At 59.3% G+C, this 21051-nt stretch carries 18 protein-coding genes and 1 pseudogene; 11 read left to right on the forward strand and 8 right to left on the reverse strand.

Features of this window, described 5'->3' with window-relative positions; genetic code table 11:
• Positions 1-257: 257 nt before the first annotated feature.
• Positions 258-1472, reverse strand: a pseudogene (locus tag WC683_13690) (endonuclease Q family protein).
• Between the two features lie 86 nt (positions 1473-1558).
• Between WC683_13690 and WC683_13695 the strand changes: the two are divergent.
• From WC683_13695 to WC683_13710, 4 genes are all read left to right on the forward strand, one after another.
• Complete coding sequence (locus WC683_13695) at positions 1559-2320, forward strand: biotin--[acetyl-CoA-carboxylase] ligase (protein ID MFA4973658.1); 762 nt, start codon at positions 1559-1561, stop codon at positions 2318-2320.
• The gene (locus tag WC683_13700; protein ID MFA4973659.1) at positions 2317-2550 is read left to right on the forward strand and encodes an OadG family protein; all 234 of its coding nucleotides are present in this window, start codon (positions 2317-2319) and stop codon (positions 2548-2550) included. The genes WC683_13695 and WC683_13700 overlap by 4 nt, the downstream gene beginning before the upstream one ends.
• On the forward strand, positions 2547-4316 hold the full coding sequence (gene oadA, locus WC683_13705) for a sodium-extruding oxaloacetate decarboxylase subunit alpha (GenBank protein ID MFA4973660.1): 1770 nt from the start codon (positions 2547-2549) through the stop codon (positions 4314-4316). The genes WC683_13700 and oadA overlap by 4 nt, the downstream gene beginning before the upstream one ends.
• A 205-nt stretch (positions 4317-4521) precedes the next feature.
• Positions 4522-5646 carry a sodium ion-translocating decarboxylase subunit beta gene (locus WC683_13710; protein MFA4973661.1) on the forward strand — a complete coding sequence of 375 codons (1125 nt, stop codon included), beginning with the start codon at positions 4522-4524 and terminating at the stop codon, positions 5644-5646.
• Here the strand turns inward: WC683_13710 and WC683_13715 are convergent, their stop codons facing one another.
• From WC683_13715 to WC683_13730, 4 genes are all read right to left on the reverse strand, one after another.
• Positions 5647-6180: a biotin transporter BioY gene (locus WC683_13715; GenBank protein MFA4973662.1), complete on the reverse strand. Its 534-nt coding sequence runs from the start codon at positions 6178-6180 to the stop codon at positions 5647-5649.
• A gap of 98 nt (positions 6181-6278) precedes the next feature.
• Positions 6279-7781 (reverse strand): 4-alpha-glucanotransferase, encoded by a 1503-nt coding sequence (gene malQ / locus WC683_13720; GenBank protein ID MFA4973663.1) that lies wholly within the window; start codon positions 7779-7781, stop codon positions 6279-6281.
• Between the two features lie 95 nt (positions 7782-7876).
• Entirely contained in the window at positions 7877-8494 is a 618-nt protein-coding gene (locus WC683_13725; GenBank protein ID MFA4973664.1) for a TMEM175 family protein, read from the reverse strand.
• Positions 8495-8502: 8 nt separating this feature from the next.
• Positions 8503-9402, reverse strand: a complete 900-nt coding sequence (locus tag WC683_13730; GenBank protein ID MFA4973665.1) for a DUF1015 domain-containing protein — start codon at positions 9400-9402, stop codon at positions 8503-8505.
• A 57-nt stretch (positions 9403-9459) separates the two neighbouring features.
• On the opposite strand from WC683_13730, the gene serC reads away from it, so the two are divergent.
• From serC to WC683_13750, 4 genes are all read left to right on the forward strand, one after another.
• Positions 9460-10533, forward strand: coding sequence for a 3-phosphoserine/phosphohydroxythreonine transaminase (gene serC, locus WC683_13735; protein ID MFA4973666.1), 1074 nt, complete (start codon positions 9460-9462; stop codon positions 10531-10533).
• Positions 10530-11498, forward strand: coding sequence for a hydroxyacid dehydrogenase (locus WC683_13740; protein ID MFA4973667.1), 969 nt, complete (start codon positions 10530-10532; stop codon positions 11496-11498). The genes serC and WC683_13740 overlap by 4 nt, the downstream gene beginning before the upstream one ends.
• 124 nt (positions 11499-11622) lie before the next feature.
• The gene (locus WC683_13745; GenBank protein MFA4973668.1) at positions 11623-12681 is read left to right on the forward strand and encodes a hypothetical protein; all 1059 of its coding nucleotides are present in this window, start codon (positions 11623-11625) and stop codon (positions 12679-12681) included.
• A gap of 86 nt (positions 12682-12767) precedes the next feature.
• Positions 12768-14645 carry a serine/threonine protein kinase gene (locus WC683_13750; protein ID MFA4973669.1) on the forward strand — a complete coding sequence of 626 codons (1878 nt, stop codon included), beginning with the start codon at positions 12768-12770 and terminating at the stop codon, positions 14643-14645.
• 52 nt (positions 14646-14697) lie between these two features.
• Here WC683_13750 and WC683_13755 read toward each other — a convergent pair whose 3' ends face one another.
• Entirely contained in the window at positions 14698-15699 is a 1002-nt protein-coding gene (locus tag WC683_13755) for a Fic family protein (GenBank protein ID MFA4973670.1), read from the reverse strand.
• Positions 15700-15978: 279 nt separating this feature from the next.
• Between WC683_13755 and WC683_13760 the strand changes: the two genes are divergently transcribed.
• From WC683_13760 to vsr, 3 genes are read left to right on the forward strand one after another with little or no spacing between them, the layout of a single operon-like run.
• Positions 15979-17238 (forward strand): DNA cytosine methyltransferase, encoded by a 1260-nt coding sequence (locus WC683_13760; GenBank protein ID MFA4973671.1) that lies wholly within the window; start codon positions 15979-15981, stop codon positions 17236-17238.
• Complete coding sequence (locus WC683_13765) at positions 17238-18131, forward strand: hypothetical protein (protein MFA4973672.1); 894 nt, start codon at positions 17238-17240, stop codon at positions 18129-18131. The genes WC683_13760 and WC683_13765 overlap by 1 nt, the downstream gene beginning before the upstream one ends.
• 7 nt (positions 18132-18138) lie before the next feature.
• The gene (vsr, locus tag WC683_13770) at positions 18139-18558 is read left to right on the forward strand and encodes a DNA mismatch endonuclease Vsr (GenBank protein ID MFA4973673.1); all 420 of its coding nucleotides are present in this window, start codon (positions 18139-18141) and stop codon (positions 18556-18558) included.
• Between the two features lie 469 nt (positions 18559-19027).
• Here the strand turns inward: vsr and WC683_13775 are convergent, their stop codons facing one another.
• Together WC683_13775 and WC683_13780 are read right to left on the reverse strand one after the other, a co-directional pair.
• Positions 19028-20221, reverse strand: coding sequence for an electron transfer flavoprotein subunit alpha (locus WC683_13775; protein MFA4973674.1), 1194 nt, complete (start codon positions 20219-20221; stop codon positions 19028-19030).
• Positions 20203-21051, reverse strand: an 849-nt coding sequence (locus tag WC683_13780; GenBank protein ID MFA4973675.1) for an electron transfer flavoprotein subunit beta/FixA family protein, incomplete at its 5' end; no start/stop codon positions are given. The genes WC683_13780 and WC683_13775, both read right to left, overlap by 19 nt.

Below are 21051 nucleotides of genomic sequence, written 5' to 3' on the forward strand. Positions count from 1 at the left end.
AGCTGGGAGAGCACCACGTTCGCAACGTGGGGGTCGAGGGTTCGAATCCCTTGTGCTCCACTGATTCAATCAGAATTTATGGGCCGAAACATGTCCTGCCGTTTTCTTGTCGAGGGTTCGCACGTACAAAAGCAATAATAAAGTTCCGAGCTTAGCTCGGAACAAGTAGCATTGATCGTCAGAATGAAATGACAATCCCTTGTGCTCCACTGGCCCCGCGCCTACTTTTTTCCAGTGTAGTCGAGGGGTCGTCAGCCTTTGATCTCCCCCTCGCCGAAGAGCCTTATCACGCCGAACTCGCCGTCGAACCCGGCCTCGCGGATCACCTCGCCCCTCCGCAGCCTCGATATCGCCTCGGCTAGCAGCGGCTGCCCGGTCCGCGATATATCCTCGAGCGGTACCTCCGTGAGGATGGCGATCTCCGGCCCGAGCTTCGGCACGAGCGAATCATAGACCTTGATCACAGACTTCGTGGCAGCGCCCCTGCGCATTATCTCCGAGATGATCTCCACCAGCGGAACGAGGCTGGTGACGCTGCCCGCTGTCGAAGGCAACCTCTCGCCCTCCACCCTGTCCGCAAGATCGTCCACGCGATGCATCACCCCGATCGTGAGGTCCCTTTTGCACACAGGACACAGGCCCTTGTTCGCCTTCGTCTCCTGCGGAGATAGGCGCACATCGCACTTGCGGTGCCCGTCGAGGTGGTATTTGCCCTCCTCAGGGAAAAACTCCACGGTGCCGACGTAACCCTCGCCGCATCTCAACGCATTCAGGATGGATCCGTAGTCCATGCCGCAGTCTAAGATGCACGCCTCGCGGCCGAGTTTGGCGGGCGAATGCGCGTCCGAGTTGGAGACGAGCCTGAACCTGTCGAGGGACGAGACGCGCCGGTTCATCATGGGGTCGGAGGAGAGCCCTGTCTCGACCGCAAACACATGCGAGGCGAGGTCCCCATAGCATTCGTCTATGGAATCGAAACCGGATTTGGAGCCAAGCGCAGAGAACCACGGCGTCCAGATATGCGCGGGTATCAGGAATGAATCAGGGTCGCTCCCGAGCACAATCTCCAAAAGGTTGCGGGAATCCATCCCCAGGATAGGCCTGCCGTCGGAAGAGATGTTACCTATCCTGCCCAAAGCCTGGGATATTTTTTCCGCGGCCTCAAGCGAAGGCGCACAGATAACGTGGTGGACCTTTCGCGTGAGATCGCCCTTCTTATAGATGGTCGAGATCTCCACCGAGAGGATGAACCTCGTGCCGGAGTTATCGCCGCGCAGGGTGAATAGCCCGCTCCCGTCGCCCGATAGCTTCTGCCTGATTTCCTTAAACCACGCCGGATGCGTGAAGTCGCCCGTGCCCACGACCGCGAGTCCCTTCTTGCCGGCCCACAAGGCCAGGTTTTCAAGATCGCAGTTGCGCGCGGTCGCGCGCGAGTATTTCGAGTGAACGTGGATGTCTGCGTAGAATCTCAACCGCCCCCCTGTCTGCGCCCGAGCGCTCTGCCAAGTCAATTCGCCTTGTCATATCAACAGTTAGATGTTAAAGCGCCCATCCGCTTATGTCACATTTCAGCCAAAATATCCACTTCGCCGAGATCGGATCCACCCACGCGTATGCGCTGAAGATGGGCGCCCTGTTGCCCGACCTCGCGCTCGTCACCGCTGACTTCCAGACAGACGGCCGCGGCAGATCCGGCCGCGCCTGGCAGGCCCCCCGGGGCGAGGCCATCCTCTTCTCGATGATATTGAAGCCCCGGATATCTCCCGACCAGGCAGCGCTCGTGACGCCGATCATGTCGCTGGCCATAGCCCAGGCCCTTGCCAGCAGCGGCGTCGACCCCTCGATCAGATGGCCCAACGACGTCGTGGTGAAGGGAAACAAGATCGCGGGAGTGCTGGCCCAGGCCTCGCTCGACGGCGACAGCCTGAGATTCATCGTCGCCGGTGCCGGGATAAACGTGAACCAATCCAGGGAATGGCTTTCCTCCATAGACCGGCCGGCCACGTCTCTCCTGGCTGAGACGGGCAAAATGCATGAACCCGCCATGATCATGGACACCGTGATCTCGGAATTTCTGAAGCTCTACGCCATGTTCCTGGAGACCGGGTTCGACTCAATATGGGCAAAATGGAGCGAGCGCTCGTCCATGAGGGGGAGATCGATCAGCCTTGACCTCGGCGCCAAGATCGTGAAGGGATTGGTCAGGGGATTTTCCCGGGACGGTTCCATCATCATAGAGGACGACCAGGGCGAACTGAGCTGCCATCGCTCGGGAGAGGTGATCCGCCTCGAAGAGGCGAACGAGAGGAGATTCGGATGATAACGGACGGGCTGCAGATATTGGTCATAGGCATGGGCGTGGTCTTCATCATGCTGGCGCTGCTGGTCGGGTCGGTCTCGCTGACCGCGTGGACGATAAAGGCCTTCGGCCTCGAAGGAAAGCCGCCATCAGGGGAGACTCCCTCGACGGGTCAGCCGGGCACCGGCGCGGTCGCAGCGGCGATATCCGCAGCCATCGCGAAATTCAGGGGTGAAAGGAAGGGATCATGACAGAGCATCGCAAGGTTGGAATCACGGAGGTCGTGCTGCGCGACGCGCACCAGTCGCTCCTGGCCACGCGCATGCGCACCGAGGACATGCTCACCATAGCCGAGAAGCTCGACGCTATCGGATACTGGTCTATCGAATGCTGGGGCGGCGCCACCTTTGACTCCTGCATCCGCTTCCTGCGCGAGGACCCCTGGGAGCGCATTCGTAAACTCAAGAAGGCCATGCCCAACACCCGGCTCCAGATGCTCCTGCGCGGCCAGAACCTCCTCGGCTACCGCAATTACGCCGACGACGTGGTCGACGCGTTCGTGGAGCGCGCAGCCGCGAACGGCGTGGACGTGTTCCGGATATTCGACGCGCTCAACGACGTGCGCAACCTCGAGCGCTCGATCATCGCCGTGAAGGCCGCGGGAAAGCACGCGCAGGGCACCATCTCCTACACGATCAGCCCCTTTCACACCAACGAGGGATTCATCGAACAAGGGAGACGGCTCGAAGGCATGGGCTGCGACTCGATCTGCATCAAGGACATGGCCGGGCTGCTCTCCCCTGCGGACGGCTTCAATCTGGTCGCAGGCCTCAAGGCCAACGTGCGGATACCGATATCGCTGCACAGCCACGCCACCACCGGCATGGCCACGACCACCCTCATGAAATCGATCGAGGCCGGCTGCGACATGGTCGACACCGCCATATCCTCGCTCTCTCTAGGCACCAGCCACCCTCCCACCGAAGCGATCGTCGCCATGCTCGAGAGGACGCCGAACGACACCGGGCTCTCCATGGAGCTCCTGGGCGAGATATCCGCCCATTTCAGGAAGATAAGGAAGAACTACGCCGAGTTCGAGAGCTCGTTCTCGGCGGCGGACGCGCGCATATTCACGAGCCAGATCCCCGGCGGCATGCTCTCCAACCTGGAGAGCCAGCTCAAGCAGCAGAACGCGCTGGATAAGATGGACGATGTGATGCGCGAGATCCCCCTCGTGCGAAAGGAGCTGGGGTATCCGCCGCTGGTCACACCCACGTCGCAGATCGTGGGCACGCAGGCGGTGCTCAACGTGCTCAACGGCGAAAGATATAAGACGATCACGGCCGAGACAAAGGCTTTGCTCGCCGGCCGCTACGGCCGCACGCCCGCCCCCGTGGACCCGCGGATCCAGCGGATCGCCCTGGGCGACGAGGAACCGATCGACGTGAGGCCCGCAGACCTCATCGAGCCCGAGCTCGAGAAGCTGAAGGCGGAGACAGGAAAGAAGGCGAAGTCCCTTGAGGACGTGCTCACCTACGCCCTGTTCCCGAAGGTCGCGCCCGAGTTCTTCGAGGCGCGCGAGAAGGGGCTGCCGACACCCGTAGAGAAGAGGGCCGTCGCCGTGCCTTCAGCCGGCCCGGAGGCGAGGACGCGAGGCCCGGGGATATACACCGTCGTCGTCGACGGCGTCTCCTACAGCGTAGCAGTCCACGAGGGAGAGGGGGCGGCCGGCGTGGAGATCCGGATCCCGAAGACGCATCTGGAGACTGAGGGCGTACCCGAGCAACAGGGTGTGACCGTGGTCAGCGCTCCGCTGGCCGGCCGCGTGCTCAGGATATCTAAGCAGCCCGGAGCCAAGATCGCATACGGCGATACGGTGATGGTGATAGAGGCGATGAAGATGGAGACCGAGATCAAGGCCTCGCAGGCCGGCGCCCTGCACAGGCACTTCGTGAACGAGGGGGCGGAATTCGCCCAGGGCCAGCCTCTATACGCGATCAGGAAAGAGGGGGCATAGGATGAAAAAGACGATCATCGCAGCGGTCATCGCCGTAGCACTCGCGTGGGCCTTCGCATCGCCCGCCGCGCGCGCCGCATCCGAACCCTACTCAGGGGGCAAGGAGAGGCTCGCCGGTTTCGGCCAGCTCGTCGAGAGCCTGGCCAGGACCACCGGCGTCTACCAGTTCATCTATCGGAAGAGCGGCGACCCCGAACCCGCGACCATGCTGCTCCCGCACGTCGATGAGAACTACGTCACCGCCTCCGGATGGATGAAGCTCCTCATGATAGTGGTCGGCGGCGTGCTGCTCTATCTCGCGATAGTGAAGAAGTTCGAGCCGCTGCTGCTTCTGCCGATCGGATTCGGCGCCGTGCTCACCAACATACCGATGGGCGGAATCGCGCAGGAGGGAGGGCTGCTCAAGTACTTCTTCGACATCGGTATCGCGACCGAGGTCTGCCCGCTGCTCATCTTCCTGGGCATCGGCGCCCTTACCGACTTCGGTCCCATGATCGCAAACCCCAAGACCATACTGCTCGGCGCGGCCGCCCAGTTCGGCGTCTTCGCCACCATAATCGGCGCCCTGCTGCTCACCAAGTACGCGGGGTTCGGCTTCTCGCTAAGGGACGCCTGCTCCATCGGAATCATCGGCGGCGCGGACGGCCCGACCTCCATATTCCTATCCAGCCAACTGTCGCCGAACCTCATGGGCGCCATCGCGGTCGCGGCGTACTCCTACATGGCGCTCGTGCCGCTGATCCAGCCCCCCATAATGAGGGCGCTGACGACAAAGGAGGAGCGGCGCACGGTGATGGAGCAGCTGAGGCACGTCTCCAAGACAGAGAAGATCCTATTCCCTCTTACGCTTCTCATCCTCTGCATACTCCTTCTGCCGACCGCGGCCCCGCTCATCGGCCTTCTCGCGTTCGGGAACCTGCTGCGCGAATCCGGCGTGGTGGAGAGGCTCTCCAAGACCGCGCAGAACGAGCTCATCAACATAGTCACCATCGTGCTGGGGCTCGGCATCTCCACGAAGCTCTCTGCCGAGAAATTTCTGCGCGTCGAGACGCTGGGCATCATCGCCCTCGGCCTCTTCGCATTCGGGATATCCACGACCGCGGGGGTGTTGTTGGGCAAGCTCATGTACAGGATGACCGGCGGCAAGATAAACCCTCTGATCGGCGCAGCAGGCGTATCTGCCGTTCCGATGGCGGCGAGAGTCGCTGCGGTCGAGGGACAGCGCGAGAATCCGAACAACTATCTCTTGATGCACGCCATGGGGCCGAACGTGGCAGGGGTCATCGGCACGGCGGTGGCAGCCGGTGTCCTGCTGGCGCTGTTCCAGTAGTCATCTCCTGCCGATGTGCACTGCGAGGGAGGCCGCGCCTGCCTTCATGAGGTCGGCCGCGATGAAGGGCCACATGCCCATGACCAGCGTCAGCTGCCAGCTCGATGACGTGGCGAGTTTGAGCCACAGGAGCCCGGGGACATAGATCGCGGGCAGGGCCAGCGCATAGACAGCGCACCTCTTCACGAAACCGTCGCAGCGGGAAGACGCGAAGCCGACGATCGCGGAGGCGACGACAAATCCAACCAGATAGCCACCCGTCGCGCCGAAGAGCGATACGCCCGCGAAGAACGGCGCGCCGATCGAACCCAGGGCGAGATACCATCCCACCATCTGGAGAGCGTACCACCTGCCCAGCATGCCGGCGCAGAAGAGCAACGCGAAGGTCTGCAGCGTCGCGGGCACGGGCGAGCCCGGGATTGGAAACTTCACGAGCGCAGAAAGAGCGACGAGCACTGCGCACGCGAGACTGAGCCCCGACTTAGCCAACGCGGAGTCGAGGACCGCAGAATTGAGCCTGGAAGCAACTTGCACAACACACCCCCTTTTTGATTTCGCGCACTTCAGACGATGCCGGCCGGTTTGTCAAGCAACCGGGAAGCGGATTAAATGATTTGAATCCTGCTGATCCGTTATACGGCCCTGCCGTAAGTCTTCGTGATCTCTGCGAGGTATCGACCCACATCTTCGGTGATCTGCCCTGGCTTAAGCCTCCAGGACCAGTTGCCGTCCACGGTTGCCGGCTGATTCATGCGCGATTCCTGGCCCAGCCCCAGCACGTCCTGCATCGGGATGATAACGGTATCAGAGACGGACATCATGGCGAGCCTCACCATCTCCTCGTGCACGCTTTCGGAGGTCACCTTGCGGCCTATGTATCTCTCAAAGCGCCTGCGATCTTCGGGGGATGCCTCGCCGTCGAACCATCCCCTTGAAGTGTTGTTGTCGTGCGTGCCGGTGTAGACCACGCACCTGCGGTCAAAATTGTGCGGCAGGTACGGATGCTCCGGGTTGTCCTCGCCGAACGCGAAGAGCAGCACCTTCATGCCGGGGAATCCGAGCTTCTCCATCGCAGCCTTGACCTCGGGCGTTATGATGCCCAGATCCTCGGCGATGATGGGGAGGTCGTGGAAACGCTTCTTGAGCGTGCTGAAAAACTCTTCAAACGGCACGTCCATCCAGCGGCCGCTGACGGCGGTCTCGTGACCTGCCGGCACCTCCCAGTAAGCGATGAGCCCCCTGAAGTGGTCGACCCGCACCACGTCGTAGAGCTTCAGATTCTGGGACATGCGGCGAACCCACCACTCGAAGCCGGTCTGCTCCAGCATGTCCCAGTCATAGACCGGGTTGCCCCACAACTGGCCGGTCTTGCTGAAATAGTCCGGCGGGACGCCGGCCACGGCCGCAGGTTTCTTGTCGCCGTTCAGCTTGAAGAGGACCGGATGACTCCATACGTCGGCGCTGTCATAGTTGACGTAGATCGGCAGGTCTCCGATCACCTGGATCTTTTTGCCGACGCAATACTCCTTCAGCGCGACGTATTGTTTGTGGAAGAGGAACTGGAGAAATTTTTCCTTGTCTATCTCGAAGGCGAGCTCCTCCCTCGCCGCGGCGAGACATGACGGCTCGCGGTCGCGCAACTCCGCCGGCCAGTCGCTCCATACCTTGCCCTGCATCTTGCGTTTGATCACCACGAAGAGCGCATAGTCGTCGAGCCACGAGGCGTGCTCAGCGCACAGCTTCTCGAATTCGTAAACCCTCTTCCCCTTTGCCCTGAAATTCTCGTACGCCTTCAAGAGGAGCGCGCCCCTGTGCGCATCCACCTTTTCGTAGTCGCTCAGCCCCTCGCGGAACGGGGGCAGGTTTTCGAGATCGCCGCCCTCCAGGAGTCCGTCGGCAACCAGCATCTCCAGGCTGATGAGACAAGTATTGCCGGCGAACGCGGAGACGCTGCTGTACGGGGAGCTGGCGCAGATGCGTTCAGTCGGGTTGAGGGGCAGGACCTGCCAATAGCGCTGGCCCGTCTTCGCCAGGAAGTCCACGAACGCGTAGGCAGCAGGTCCCAGGTCGCCGATCCCGAAGCGGGATGGCAGGGATGTTGCGTGCAGCAGGATGCCGCTGGATCGCTTGCCCATGCGCCTGACCTCGAATAATTGAATTGTTCTTAAAGAACGTTATTCGCGAGATGTCAAAAAATACTTGTGATCCCAGCGTCTTATAATCGCAGGGACTATCTTCGGAGAAAATAGACTGCGAAGGGTATCAGAAAATAAATGTTGGTGCCCCACCTGGGATGGAAGATCGAGAGCGCTATGGCTGCTATGGAAAATGCGGGCACCACGAGCATGAAGTGGCTGTAGGCCCTGATTATTTCGGGTTTCAGCTCCTTGTCCACGAGCCTATGCTCATGTGTCGCATAGCGCCAGTGGAACCAGAAGAAGGAACCGGCAAGGAGCATGTTGAGTTCGAACAGAAGGGCCGATATCCGAAGCCCGCCGTAGTCGCCGACCACGGACGTGGAGAACGGTATGAGGCAGACGAACAGCAGAAACCCAAGGTTTATCCAGAGGAGCGTGCGGTCGGAACGCCTTATGAAATGGAACTGCTGGTGGTGCTTGGTCCAGAAGACCGCGAGTATTATGAAGCTCTGCACATAGTGGGAGAAGTACGGCCAGAGAGAGTGCAGCGCATCCACGAGCTTTTCGTGAGTGATATCCCCTTTGGGTTCGGTGATGTCGAAATTGAGGACAAGCAGGGTCATCGCGATCGCGAAGACGCCGTCGGTCAGGGCCTCGATGCGCGAGGTCGAGAGCTCAAGCTTGAGCGATCTTTCTGATAACAGTCCCATCTTCACCCTCAGAAAGTGTAAACGAACAGCCCGCTGATCAGCTTGGGCGCAAACCACGTGGACTTGGGCGGCATGATCCCGCCCTGATCCGAGAGATTCATGACGTCCGCCATGGTGACGTCGGCCAGCGGCCTTTCGTCGGCCGGGCCGTTCCAGTCGTATTTGAAGATCCTGACCTCGTCGTCCGGGAAGACCGCTGCAGGGAAGAAATTGTAGGCCTCGGTTCCCTTGTGATTCGGGTTGTCGCGCCGCATCCACTGCATGGTGCGACAGCCGGTCTCGGAGCGATGATGGCCGTCGGCGATGTAGAGCGCAGGAAGCGAAGCGAATGCCGCAGCTATCGCGCCCGGGGCGGCGGCCCTCCAGAACGTGTGGCGGACTCCGTCGTAATCGAGGTCGTAGAGCGGATCGGCCTTCGCCTCCTTCTCGAGCAACGCCTTTATGCCCGCATCGGACCTGTGGACGAGTATCACCGGCTCCGCGTGCGCATGCATGGCGCAGGCGAGCCTGGTGCGGTCGACAACCTTGGGCTCACGCGTCTTCTCGTGCTTCTTTATGAGCCCGCGCTCGTACTCCTCCGCTGAGACGCCGCAGACCACCCCGGTCTGAACGATGTCGCGCATGGCGAGGCGATAGACGTACAGCGAAGCTCCGTCCCTGACGAGGGTCCCCTTCTCCACGAAGAGCCTCAGGTTCTCGATGCCCTTTGAGTATATGCGATCGTCGTCGTCGAGCGTCTCGGCCGGGAGGTCTATCTCGGGTTTGGTGACATGCAGCAGGGAATAAGGGTTCCCTTTTGCAAGCCTGCGCGCCGCATCGCTGTCTATGACGTCGTACGGCGGGCAAATGACCTTGTCCGCGATATCCTTGCGGGGGATGAGGGCCTCGAAGGGAATAATTTTTGACATATAGCCTCCTCTAAATTAGTTTGCCCTGCCAGTCGGACTAACAGGATAGGGAGGCATATGTCAACGAAACGGGTCTACAATTTCAACGCCGGGCCGGCGGCCATGCCGCTGGAAGTGCTGAAGAGGATGAAGGACGGGTTCATGGAGTTCGGCGGCATGTCGATCCTGGAGATCAGCCACCGCTCCAAGGAGTTCCAGGCCGTGATCGACGAGGCCAGGGGATTATTGAAAGAGCTCATGGGGGTGCCCGATACCCACGACATCCTCCTCTTGCAGGGCGGCGCTGCGCAGCAGTTCGCCATGGTTCCGATGAACCTGATGGAGGGCTCCGCGGACTACGTGATCACGGGCCACTGGTCCAAACAGGCGCTCAAGGAGGCCCAGATCGTCGGCGAGCCGAAGGTGATCTTCACGACCGAGGAGGCAAAATTCTCGAGGGTGCCGAAGGCCTCGGAGATCAAGCCGAACCCAGGGACCAGCTACGTCCACATAACCACCAACAACACGATCTACGGCACCGAATATTACGAATTCCCGGACACGGGCAACGTGCCGCTGGTCGCGGACATGTCCTCGGACATTCTCTCGCGCAAGATCGACGTCTCCAAATTCGGGCTGATATACGCGGGCGCACAGAAGAACCTGGGGCCGGCGGGGGTGACGGTGGTGGTGATAAAGAAGGACTTGATCGAACGCAACCCTCGGAAGATCCCGGTGATATTCCGCTACAAGACGCATTCCGAGAAAGGCTCTCTATATAACACGCCGCCGGTGATCTCCATCTACGTGATGATGCTCTATCTGCGCTGGATCAAGGAGCAAGGAGGGGTGGCGGAGATAGAGCGCCGCAACGTCCGCAAAGCGGAGTTGCTCTACGACGCAATCGACCGCTCCGACCTCTTCAAGGGCACGACGGAGAAAGCATCCCGCTCGCGCATGAACATCGATTTCGTGCTTCCGACGCAGGAGCAGACGGACAAGTTCGTGGCAGGCGCCAAGGAGAAGGGCATCGTGGGAATAAAGGGCCATCGAAACGTCGGCGGCATGCGCGCCTCCCTCTACAACGCGGTCACGGAAGAGGCGGTCCTGGCGCTCACCGGATACATGGACGAATTCAGGAGGAAATCATGACATATAAAGTGCTCTGCACAGATGGCCTTTCGAAGCTCGGCGTGGAGGAGCTCAAGAAATTCTCCGGCGTCGAAGCCGACTTCAGACCCAAGCTCACCCACGAGGAGCTGCTCGACGCGATACCCGCGTTCGACGCGCTGATCGTGCGCAGCGCTTCCAAGGTCGGCGGCGACGTGATCGAGCGCGCTGGCAAGCTCAAGATCATCGCGCGGGCCGGAGTGGGCGTGGACAACATCGACGTCAAGGCAGCGACCGAGCGAGGCATCCTCGTGGTCAACACGCCGGCGGGCAACACGACCGCGACCTGCGAGTTGACCTTCACGATGATGCTCTCCCTCGCCAGGCACGTGCCGCAGGCGGCCAAGCTCATGACCGAAGGGGTGTGGGAGAAGAAGAAGTTCATGGGGACCCAGCTCTCGCAGAAGACCCTGGGCATCGTCGGCATGGGCCGCATAGGCAAGGAGGTCGCGCGCCGCGCCAAGGCCTTCGACATGAAGGTCCTTGCGATGGACCCCTTTCTCGACGACGCAGCGTTCAAGTCTCTCGGAGTGGAGAAGGCGAACTTGGAGAGGATACTCAAGGAATCGGATTACATCACGGTCCACTCCCCGCTCACAGCCGAGACCAGGGACATGATCAGCGCAAAACAGATCGCCATGATGAAGCCTACCGCTTATCTCGTGAACTGCGCGCGCGGCGGCATCATCAACGAGCGCGACCTTGCCGCCGCCCTGAAGGAGAATAAGATCGCAGGGGCGGCCATCGACGTCTACACCAAGGAGCCTTTCGAGGACCCGATGTTCCGGGGCCTGGACAACATCATACTCACCCCCCACCTGGGCGCCTCGACCCGCGAGGCGCAGGACGCGGTGGCGGTCGAGGCTGCTCAGGCGGTGGCTCAGTACCTGACAAAGGGCACGCGGATGAACGCGGTGAACCCTAAGGTCCCGGAACGCAAGCTCTGACCTATGGGCGGAACAACGCATAAGGCCTCGATTTTGAGGCCTTTTTTGCGCCCAAAATAGGCCTTGCCAGACAGGGGTCGTATGGACTATCAACCCGCCCCCTGTACAGGGAAGGGAGCATAAGATGAAGAATAACAAGGGAAACGTGATGAACAAGCGAAGCATGCTGATAACGATCGCCTGCACGATCGTCCTGGCCATCGTGGTCACCAAGACCGGGCCCGCGCACGGCAAGAAGGGCGACGGCGACGCAGGCCTCAAGAAGGTGATAGCGATCGGCAACGTGGACATGGGCAACATGGGATTCGCATCCATGGGCCCGGGCGGCGTGGGCGACATGTTCCGCCAGAGGGCCAAGGCCGAGATCGAGAAGACCGGACGCTACGTGGTGGTGCTGCCAAAGTATGAAAAGGGCTCAAAGGGCAATGACCAGGGCGAGGCCGCGATGGAAGACATCTCGGCGCCCAAGAACGCAGCCGAGGCGCAGCGCTACATGGATAAGATGATGGCGATGCAGCGCAAGTTCCAGAAGGATGCCGCGCGCAGCCAGGGCAAATACGCGCACGATCCGGTGGCGGCCCAGGCGCTTGTGATCTTCACGGCAACCAAGGGCTCCGGCGGCTTCAACACGGGCGGGGTATTCAGCACGGCTGAGAGCTTCGGCGCTCCGTCGGGCATCGGCAACGCCGACTTCTCGACCGAGTCCGTGCGGGTAGAACTCGCCTGCACCATGCTCGATCCGGAGAGCGGCGAGGTCATCGACCGGCACATCGCCAAGGCATCGAGCGCCAAGCTAGCCAGGGTCAGCGGCGTCAGCTACTATACGATGGAGGACACCTCCAACCCGGACAGGGCGTTCGACAGGATGTTCAACAGGGCGCTCAAGAGCTGCACGGCCTGGATCGACAAGAAGATGAGCGGACAGCCCTGGGAAGCGCAGATCTTCAAGGCAAAGGGCAAGGAGCTCTACGTCAACGCGGGGACCAGCGCCGGCATCTCCGAAGGCATGAGCTTTGACGCATACGCGCGGGAAGAGGTCTCGGGCGGCGGCATCAGCGTCGGCGAGCAGGACGCGAAGACCGGCACCGTGCAGATATCCAAGACCTTTGACTCATACTCCATAGCCATGCCGGTCTCAGGGAGCGCGAAGAACGGATCGGTGCTGAAACAGGCCGGCAAATAACCACGGTCTAGTCTTTTCAATCCAATCGAGCTATAAAGATGGCGGGCTGACAGAGCCCGCCGTCTTTTTTTGGGGATGACCTTCCTATGAACAACGAATCAAAACCATCCGGAGCGATAGGCGCGTTCACCGACAACCTCTCGGTGCGCAGCTTCCTGGGGCAGGGAGGGGTAGGCCGCGTCTTTGTGGGTTTCGAGCGCAACCTAGAGAGACAGGTCGCCATCAAGGAAATCATCCCCGAAAAACTCCTCCAGAACCGCGAGAAGAAGATCGCGCGCTTCGTGCGCGAGGCCAAGCTCGCCGGCCAGCTGCAGCACCCCGGGGTGATCCCGATCTACTCGCTCGCGAAGAGAGACGACGGCACGTATTACTACGTGATGAAGTACGTGCAGGGCAGGACGCTCGCCGACGCGATCAAGGACAGCGTCGGCATGAACGACGAGGACTCTTTCCGCAAGCGCATCTCCCTGCTCGACAACGTCATAGCGGTCTGCGACGCCATGGGATACGCGCACTCCATGGGCGTGGTCCACAGGGATCTGAAGCCGAGCAACGTGATCCTCGGCGAATTCGGCGAGACGGTCATTCTGGACTGGGGCCTGGCAAAGCGCCTGGACGACAGCGAGGGCGATGAACCCGGCCAGCTCTCCGGCGACGCGGAGATCGATGCGGACGCAAAGCTGACGAGGGACGGCGCGATACTCGGCACCCCCGCGTACCTGGCGCCGGAGCAGGTGCTGGCCGAAGCCGGCCCCGTGGACCAGAGGACCGACGTCTACACGCTGGGCGTGATCCTGTTCATGCTCCTGGCCGGCCGCAGGCCCTATCTCGGCGACACCAGGCAAGTGCTCCAGCTGATCGCCTCTCCGGACCCATCCCCTTCGCCCGCGGAGCATTGCGGATGTCTTCCGCCCGAGCTCGTCGCGGTATGCGAAAAAGCGATGTCAAAGGACAGGGAGAAGAGGTTCAAAGACGCGTCGGAGTTCGCGGCCGAGCTGCGCGCATTTCGCGACGGCAGACTGGTCAGCGTCTACGCGTACTCGAGGAGCGAGCTGTTCAAAAGATTCGTGGCGCGCAACAAGGCAGGCATCATCGCCGCGGCGGCCGTCGTCGTCTCCATCATCGCCGGCGCAGGCTTCTCGTTCAACTTCGCAATCGACGCGCACAGGGCGAGGCAAAAAGCCGTCGGCGCCCTGGTCGAGGTGACAAAGCTCTCCGAGGCGTCGATAACCCTGGCCAGGCAGGAGTCCGATCTCCTCTACCAATATTTCACGCAGCTCGAAAAAGAGATGTCGGACGCAGCCGCAAAACTCGCCTCGCTGGGCCAGGACAACCACGCGGCAATAGGTTCGACGCTCAAGGAGATATCCGGCCTCCACCCCGAGATACTATCCTTCTATTTCATCTCCCCGCGCGGGATCACCATCGACGCCCATCCGGGCGCAGTCGCGCTGCCGAAGGCGGCGGCCGACACGGAAATCGAATATCTGGAGAGGATAGTCAAATCACAAAATCCAGATGAAGAGTACGAGACCAAGCTCTACGACCTCGCGAACGGCAAAAAGGGGTTCTCCGCAAGCGTGCCCGTGCTCAGGGGGCGCACGCTCGCCGGCGGACTCGTCGCCCTGTTCGTCTGCGAGACCGCGATCCCCATAATGATGCGGTTCGACCCGATAAAGAGCAACTACCAGGTCTGGCTCATGCGCAATGACGGGCTGTTGGTGTACGACGAGGACGTGAGGCAGATCGGTCTCTACCTCTTCACGGACGAGATGTTCCGCGATTTTCCCGAGCTCCTCGAATTCGGCGACAAGATCAGGAAAGATCCGTGGGGCATAGGCCACTACTCTTTCCACGACAAGGACAGCTCGACGATCGTCTACAAGGTGGCGGCGTGGGACACATTGAGATCCAACGGCGCACACTGGAAGCTCGTGATCACCAAACCCTACATCTCCAGGTGAGTCTCACAGCATACGGCGCAATCCGCTGAGAAACCTTTGAAGAGATCTCCGATCAACCCAGCACATATCGGCCGGATTTCTTCGTTCCGATGCGGCGCACCAGCCCAGCCTCCATCAACGGGTTGATAAGATCCATCGCGCCCTGCCTCGAGACGCCGATCCCTTCCCATATCTCTCGCGGGGTGAGCCCCTTGCTGTCCCTCAGCATCTGCAGCAACTGTTCCTGCTTCGGCCTCAGGACGATCTTCTTGGCCCCGGCCGACGCGGCAAACCGGTCGATCCGTTCCCAGACCCTCTCCAGCGTCAGGTGGACGACCTCGGCCGAATACTCGAGCCATCCGGTCAGATCGCCCCGTCTCTGCACGGCATCGAGCGCCTCGTAATACCTGGGGCGATTCTCCCAGTAGACCTCGTCTATGGAAAAGATGTGCTGGGTGTCGAAACCCCTGCGATACAACTCCCACAGCGCGAGCGCGCGGCCGGCGCGGCCGTTCCCGTCGGCGAACGGATGGATCTCCTCGAAGCGGTGATGGATGACGGCCTGCGAGATCACCGGCGACCAGTTGCCCGACTCGCCGTTCCACCACCCCAAGAGCCCATCCATTAGCTCCGGCACATCCTGGGGCGGGGGCGGGACGTGCCGTCCGACCCTCACCGCAATCTCTCGGTATCGTCCCGCCCTCCCCTGGTCCATCACGTCCTGGGATATGATCGAATGGAGTTTCAGGACGCGCGCCTTCGTGATCCTCTTGTCCGCTGCGTGCCTTTCTATGAACTTCAGCCCGGCAAAGTAGTTCGTCACCTCGCGCTGCGAGCGGGGAGTCGCCGCGGCGACAGGGCGACCCTCGTCGAGCGCCCGGACCTGCTCCAGCGTAAGCGGGTTTCCCTCGATGGCGGTGGAGCCGTGCGTATTGCGGGCCCTGGCGTCCTTTTGCAATGCGGGGATCCAGGGCACCTGGATCGTGGCCGCCGCTATCCTCTCGCGAAGGGCAGAGATTTCTTCAATTATTTTAAGGAGATGCGCCGTGACCTCGATCTTCGGATCCCATGCCATAAATCTTATGATAAAGATTAGTCAAGTATAAGTCAAGTTATCAGTCAAGTGGTCCTCCACACCGAATTGCTTCAACAGACGGATCGCTTCGGGCAAAAGATTGTCCTTACGAGCGAAGCGCGGCAATTTCTTGAACTCAGCAGACGGGAAGACCGCCGGGCTCAGGCGCTAAAATCATTTCAGAATCGGAGAGTAAGCCGCTGAGACATTGCTTGACATGTGAACTGTCATTAAATCATATAACAACGTATTATTCATTAATATGCTTACCATTGTTTGATGCTTCAAATTTGGCAGTTTATTTTCTTTGCGCTTATGAATCGAAACTCTAAGACAAAGCAGATCGGCCTTTTTTTCAAAAAAGCAATTAAAGCTTCAAAGCATCCGTCGTTCCCGAAACATACATTTTATGAGTTTTTCGCCGGCGGCGGAATGGCCAAAATTGGGCTCGGTAATGAATGGACTTGCCTTTTTGCAAATGATTGGTGTCCGAAAAAAGCAGATGTATATCTGTCTAATTTTCCAAAAGAAAACTGCTTTGTTTGTGAAGATATTTCAAAAATAAGTTCGCAACAACTGCCCGGACGGGCTGATTTAATGTGGGGTTCATTTCCTTGCCAAGATTTGTCGTTGGCAGGAGCGGGGGCTGGATTGAAGGGAGCGCGAAGCGGAACGTATTGGGCTTTTATGCGGTTAGTAAAACAACTCGACGCCGAAAAAAGGGCTCCGAACTTTATCGTGCTTGAAAACGTCATCGGCGCAATCACATCGCATAAAGGCGACGACTTTGCTGCTATAGTAAAAACGATAACTGAGGCAGGGTACAAAATAGGCGCGCTGGTGGCGGACGCAGCGCTTTTTTTGCCTCAATCGCGCCCGCGACTCTTTTTTGTGGCCCTTCGAAAAGAATGCGCCATCCCTCCCGAGCTTGAAGGCTTTGAGCCATCGGATACTTGGCATCCAAAAAATCTGCGTAATGCCTATCAGAAATTACCTCAAAGCATTAAAGAAAACTGGATCTGGTGGCAAATGCCCGATCCGCCTGCTCGGCAGGCGACGTTCTCCGACTTAATTGAACAAAAACCATCCGATGTGGATTGGCATTCCCATGAGGAAACGCAGCGATTAATCAACCAAATGTCTTACGCCAATATTTTAAAACTTGAAAAAGAACAAAAAAGAGACCGGCCTGTAGTCGGATGCATTTATCGGCGCACTCGTAATTACAATAGCGCGAAAGTTCAAAGGGCGGAAGTTCGGTTTGACGGAATAAGCGGCTGTTTGAGAACGCCTGCTGGCGGATCAAGCAGACAAATCCTGATTTTCGTCAAAGGAAAACAAATTCGTTCGCGTCTTCTCTCATCACGTGAGGCGGCCCGTCTGATGGGAGTTCCAGATAGCTATATACTCCCAAAAAAATACAACGACGCGTATCATGTTATGGGCGACGGGTTGGCTGTCCCGGTCGTATCGTGGCTCGAACGCAATATCCTGCGTCCGCTGCTTATCACAAACCTTTTAGCTGCCAAGGCGGCATAATGGCCATCAAAAAAGTTTCCACTAAAGAACTGGTTATTCCTTGTGAATTGCTGCAAAGCACGCGAAAGCAAATTGTTGAGTTCGCAGCAAAGCTCAAGAAAGCGGCCCCGCGAATCTACGGTCAAGGGTTGACGAAAGATGAATTCGATAATTCCGCAATCTTCCGCAGCGCTATCGAGCACCTTCGCGGCGTTCAAGCGGCTTCAATGGCTGAGAAGAAATCTTTTATTAACGACATTCTCAATCACCTTAAAAAACATAAAAAAATTAAAAAATGGGATTTCACAGGCGGCGGCGAACGCCATGATTATCAACTTGAAACGCTGGACAATCGGCTGATCGTTTTCGAGGCAAAAGGATGCCTTGATGGAAACAACACTAACATCTTCCAACGTCCTCAAAACGCCGATGAATTTTATATCTGGTCTCTTTGTCAAAATCCAGGCGCTGATCCACGTCACAATGTATGGTCAGGTTTGCACACACGGCTCGGCGCGACTATAATCGCCGAGAAACAACGTGTGGACGGCTTAATTGTCTGGGATATGGTTTGCGGAACGGTTGGACGACCATGTCCTAAAACGACTGCAAACCCAAAACGCCGCATAAAATTACAAAACAGCCGTTTGGTTCCGCCTCCATGTCTGTATCTTTTTCCACGAAGCATTCCAGACCCTAGAAATAATCCTGAGCCTAAAGTATGGAGCCTCGATGAAACTCGCCTGCTCAAAATCTTATTTGATGTTTTTGGTTGTAAGGCGGACGAAGTTACGTCCGTCCGCATTCAAAGCCAAATGAAGGGTCCGGATGTTCAGCGTAAAACAATCCTGGAACGCGACGGCCTAGTTGTCGCGCAATCCGAATGGACCACCATCAAGCGCGCCGCCCGATAATCGATCGATGGACACCTTCAGCAGGAAAAAACGCAGCGAAATAATGAAGCGCGTTCATAGCCGAAGTACGAACGCGGAAAAATTGGTTCGAAAACTTACCCGCCGTATTGGTTATAAGTTCAGGCTAAATCAAAAAGAACTGCCGGGTTGTCCGGATATTGTATTTCCAAAACGCCGAAAAGTTATCTTTATTCACGGTTGTTTTTGGCATCAACATCTTTGCCGACGAGGTTCTCGCACGCCTAAATCCAATATTTCTTACTGGAGACGCAAGCTGACGAACAACAAGAAACGAGACGCTAAAAACGCCAGGCTCCTACGAAAATTGGGGTGGAAAGTCCTGGTGATCTGGGAATGCGAAATCACCCGCGAAAGAACGCTTCAATCAAAAATTAAAAAATTTCTTGCACCAAGTAAGCAGTCCTGAAGCAATATCTGTGGAACACGCGCCGGGCGGGAAGGGCCTCTGCCCTTAGTGACCTTAGAAGCGGAGCCTGGAGGCGTATGATGTGGCTAACGCAGTGAGCCGATTTTGTCCCTGCCTGCCGGCAGGCAGGGTCGAGTGAGCGCCGGTCGCGCCGGGGTAGAACATGTGGAGCGCGACGCCTCAGGTTGTCTGAGCCCGCGAAATGACCTCTTCAATTTAGTAAGGTCGTCTTTTGGCTTTCGCGAGCGAGTTCCTGAGGCGAGGGCGATCCGAGGCCGTTACAAAATCGTGCGAACGGAGCTCCCGCCACATCATGCGCCTTCAGGCGCAGCGACTGCCGAGGAATCAACGGGATTCTTCGCTCACGCTCAGAATGACATCAGAGGTCTAACCGGGGACAGGCCGCTAATGTATCACAGGTATCCTCGCTCCGCCGCGGACTGTCCCCTATTGAACTGCGGGCTGTCACCTATCGTCTGAGCTTGCGGAATTCAGAGGTCAGCTTGGGAACAACCTCAAAGAGATCTCCCACCAATCCGTAATCCGCGACGCGGAAGATGGGGGCGTTGGGATCCGAGTTTATCGCAAGGATCTTTCCCGATGTCTGCATCCCCACCAAGTGCTGGATCGCGCCGGAGATTCCGATGGCGATGTAGAGCTTGGGGCAGACGGTGCGGCCGGTTTGTCCTACCTGATGCAGGTACGGGATCCAGCCCGCGTCAACGACCGAGCGGCTCGCGCCCACGGCGGCGCCGAGGACGTGGGCGAGATCGTAGATAAGTTTGAAATTTTTGGGCTTGCCCAGCCCCCTGCCGCCTGCGACCACGATATCCGCGTCCGAGATGTTGATCTCGCCCGCAAGATCGCTCACCGACTCGATGATCTTGATGCTCGAGGCCGACGCCCCCTTCGGCATCTCCTCCTCGATCACCTCGCCTTGCCTCGCCGGATCGGGGAGCGCCGGCTTCATCACGTGCGGCCGAACAGTCGCCATCTGCGGACGCGCCCTTGTGCAGAGTATCCGGGCCATGATGTTGCCGCCGAACGCGGGCCTAACCTGCGCCAGGTTTCCCTTGTCGTCGATCGAGAGCTCGGTGCAGTCGGCGGTGAGCCCGGTCATGAGCCTGGCCGCGACCCTGGGTATGAAGGAGCGTCCGACGATCGTGGCGCCGGCCAGCACGATCTCCGGCCTGTGCTTCTCGCAGAGCTGAGCGAGGGCCTCGGCATAGGCGTCGTCGCTGAATCCGGTGAGCTCCGGGGAATCGATGACATAGGCCCTGTCCGCGCCGTACTCGATCGCGGAGCGGGCCTCTTGCGCAGCGCCCTCGCCGAAGATCACCGCGGCGAGATGGGTCTTCCTGGCGTCTGCGAGCTTTCTGCCCTCGCTCAACAGCTCGAAAGAGACCCTGTGCATGCGATCGCCCCTGCGCTCGCAGAAGACCCATACCCCGCTGCAGTCCGCCAGCGGCGCGCGCTCTATCTCCTTGGAGCCCTCGAATATGATTGCGTGGACCGGGCACACGGGGGCGCAGGCGCCGCAGAGTATGCATACCTCGCGATCGACCTCAGCCTTGCCGCCGGGCATGTGAATCGCCTCGACCGGGCATTCGTGCACGCAGATGCCGCAGCCGGTGCAGACCTCTTTCAGGATCTTGATGCCCATATCCTCTCGAGTTCAGGTTGAATATCGCTTGCGACCTTTTTCACGTTCTCGTCCGAGGCGGCGAGCGGCTTCGTCCCCTGCTTGCAGGGCGGCGCGAATATCCTGTCCACCCACGTCGGCGATCCGTCCAGCCCGATCCGATCGAGATCGCAGCCTATGTCGTCCGCGCTCCAGACCGGAATATGCGCGCGCCTGGCCCTCACCTTGCCTGAGAAGGAAGGGTAGCGCGGGACGTTGGCGTCTTTTATCACGGAGATGAGGCATGGCAGAGGAGCGCTCACCAATTCGTGGCCCTCCTCCGTCATCCGTTCAGCTTCGATGCGGCCGCCCTTTATCTCGACAACCTTTTTCACGAAAATGATCTGCGGGATGCGAAGCCTCACCGCGACGCCGGGGCCCACCTGCGCCGTGTCGCCGTCCGCCGCCTGTTTGCCGCAGATGATGAGGTCGAAGACGCCGATCTTCTTTATCGCCTGCGAAAGCGCGTAGCTCGTGGCCAGCGTGTCGCTGCCCGCGAACGCGCGGTGCGAGATCAGGACCGCGTCGTCCGCGCCCATGGCCAGCGCCTCCTCGAGCGCTGCCCTGGCCTGCGGAGGGCCCATGGTGATCGCCGTGACCCTGCCGCCGAAGCGCTCCCTGAGCCGCAGTCCCTCTTCGATCGCGTGCAGGTCGAACGGGTTGAGGATGGCGCGCACGCCGTCGCGGACGAGCGTCTTGGTGATCGGATCCACCTTGACGTCGGTCGTGTCAGGCACCTGTTTGATGCAGACGACCGTCTCCATCACATCCCCTTGTAGTTCGGTCCCCCGCCGCCCTCGGGCGGCACCCAC

This window comes from bacterium (assembly GCA_041648665.1).
Classification (GTDB): Bacteria; UBA10199; UBA10199; order 2-02-FULL-44-16; family JAAZCA01; genus JAFGMW01.

Bases quoted from the DNA above. Each gene is read 5' to 3' on its own strand.
- WC683_13740 (MFA4973667.1), top strand. From the start codon at position 10,530: ATGACATATAAAGTGCTCTGCACAGATGGCCTTTCGAAGCTCGGCGTG.
- vsr (MFA4973673.1), top strand. From the start codon at position 18,139: ATGGACACCTTCAGCAGGAAAAAACGCAGCGAAATAATGAAGCGCGTT.
- serC (MFA4973666.1), top strand. From the start codon at position 9,460: ATGTCAACGAAACGGGTCTACAATTTCAACGCCGGGCCGGCGGCCATG.
- WC683_13725 (MFA4973664.1), bottom strand. From the start codon at position 8,494: ATGGGACTGTTATCAGAAAGATCGCTCAAGCTTGAGCTCTCGACCTCG.
- WC683_13765 (MFA4973672.1), top strand. From the start codon at position 17,238: ATGGCCATCAAAAAAGTTTCCACTAAAGAACTGGTTATTCCTTGTGAA.
- WC683_13760 (MFA4973671.1), top strand. From the start codon at position 15,979: ATGCTTCAAATTTGGCAGTTTATTTTCTTTGCGCTTATGAATCGAAAC.
- WC683_13710 (MFA4973661.1), top strand. From the start codon at position 4,522: ATGCTGCTCCCGCACGTCGATGAGAACTACGTCACCGCCTCCGGATGG.
- WC683_13700 (MFA4973659.1), top strand. From the start codon at position 2,317: ATGATAACGGACGGGCTGCAGATATTGGTCATAGGCATGGGCGTGGTC.
- WC683_13750 (MFA4973669.1), top strand. From the start codon at position 12,768: ATGAACAACGAATCAAAACCATCCGGAGCGATAGGCGCGTTCACCGAC.
- oadA (MFA4973660.1), top strand. From the start codon at position 2,547: ATGACAGAGCATCGCAAGGTTGGAATCACGGAGGTCGTGCTGCGCGAC.
- WC683_13755 (MFA4973670.1), bottom strand. From the start codon at position 15,699: ATGGCATGGGATCCGAAGATCGAGGTCACGGCGCATCTCCTTAAAATA.
- WC683_13695 (MFA4973658.1), top strand. From the start codon at position 1,559: ATGTCACATTTCAGCCAAAATATCCACTTCGCCGAGATCGGATCCACC.
- WC683_13730 (MFA4973665.1), bottom strand. From the start codon at position 9,402: ATGTCAAAAATTATTCCCTTCGAGGCCCTCATCCCCCGCAAGGATATC.
- WC683_13775 (MFA4973674.1), bottom strand. From the start codon at position 20,221: ATGGGCATCAAGATCCTGAAAGAGGTCTGCACCGGCTGCGGCATCTGC.
- WC683_13745 (MFA4973668.1), top strand. From the start codon at position 11,623: ATGAAGAATAACAAGGGAAACGTGATGAACAAGCGAAGCATGCTGATA.
- malQ (MFA4973663.1), bottom strand. From the start codon at position 7,781: ATGGGCAAGCGATCCAGCGGCATCCTGCTGCACGCAACATCCCTGCCA.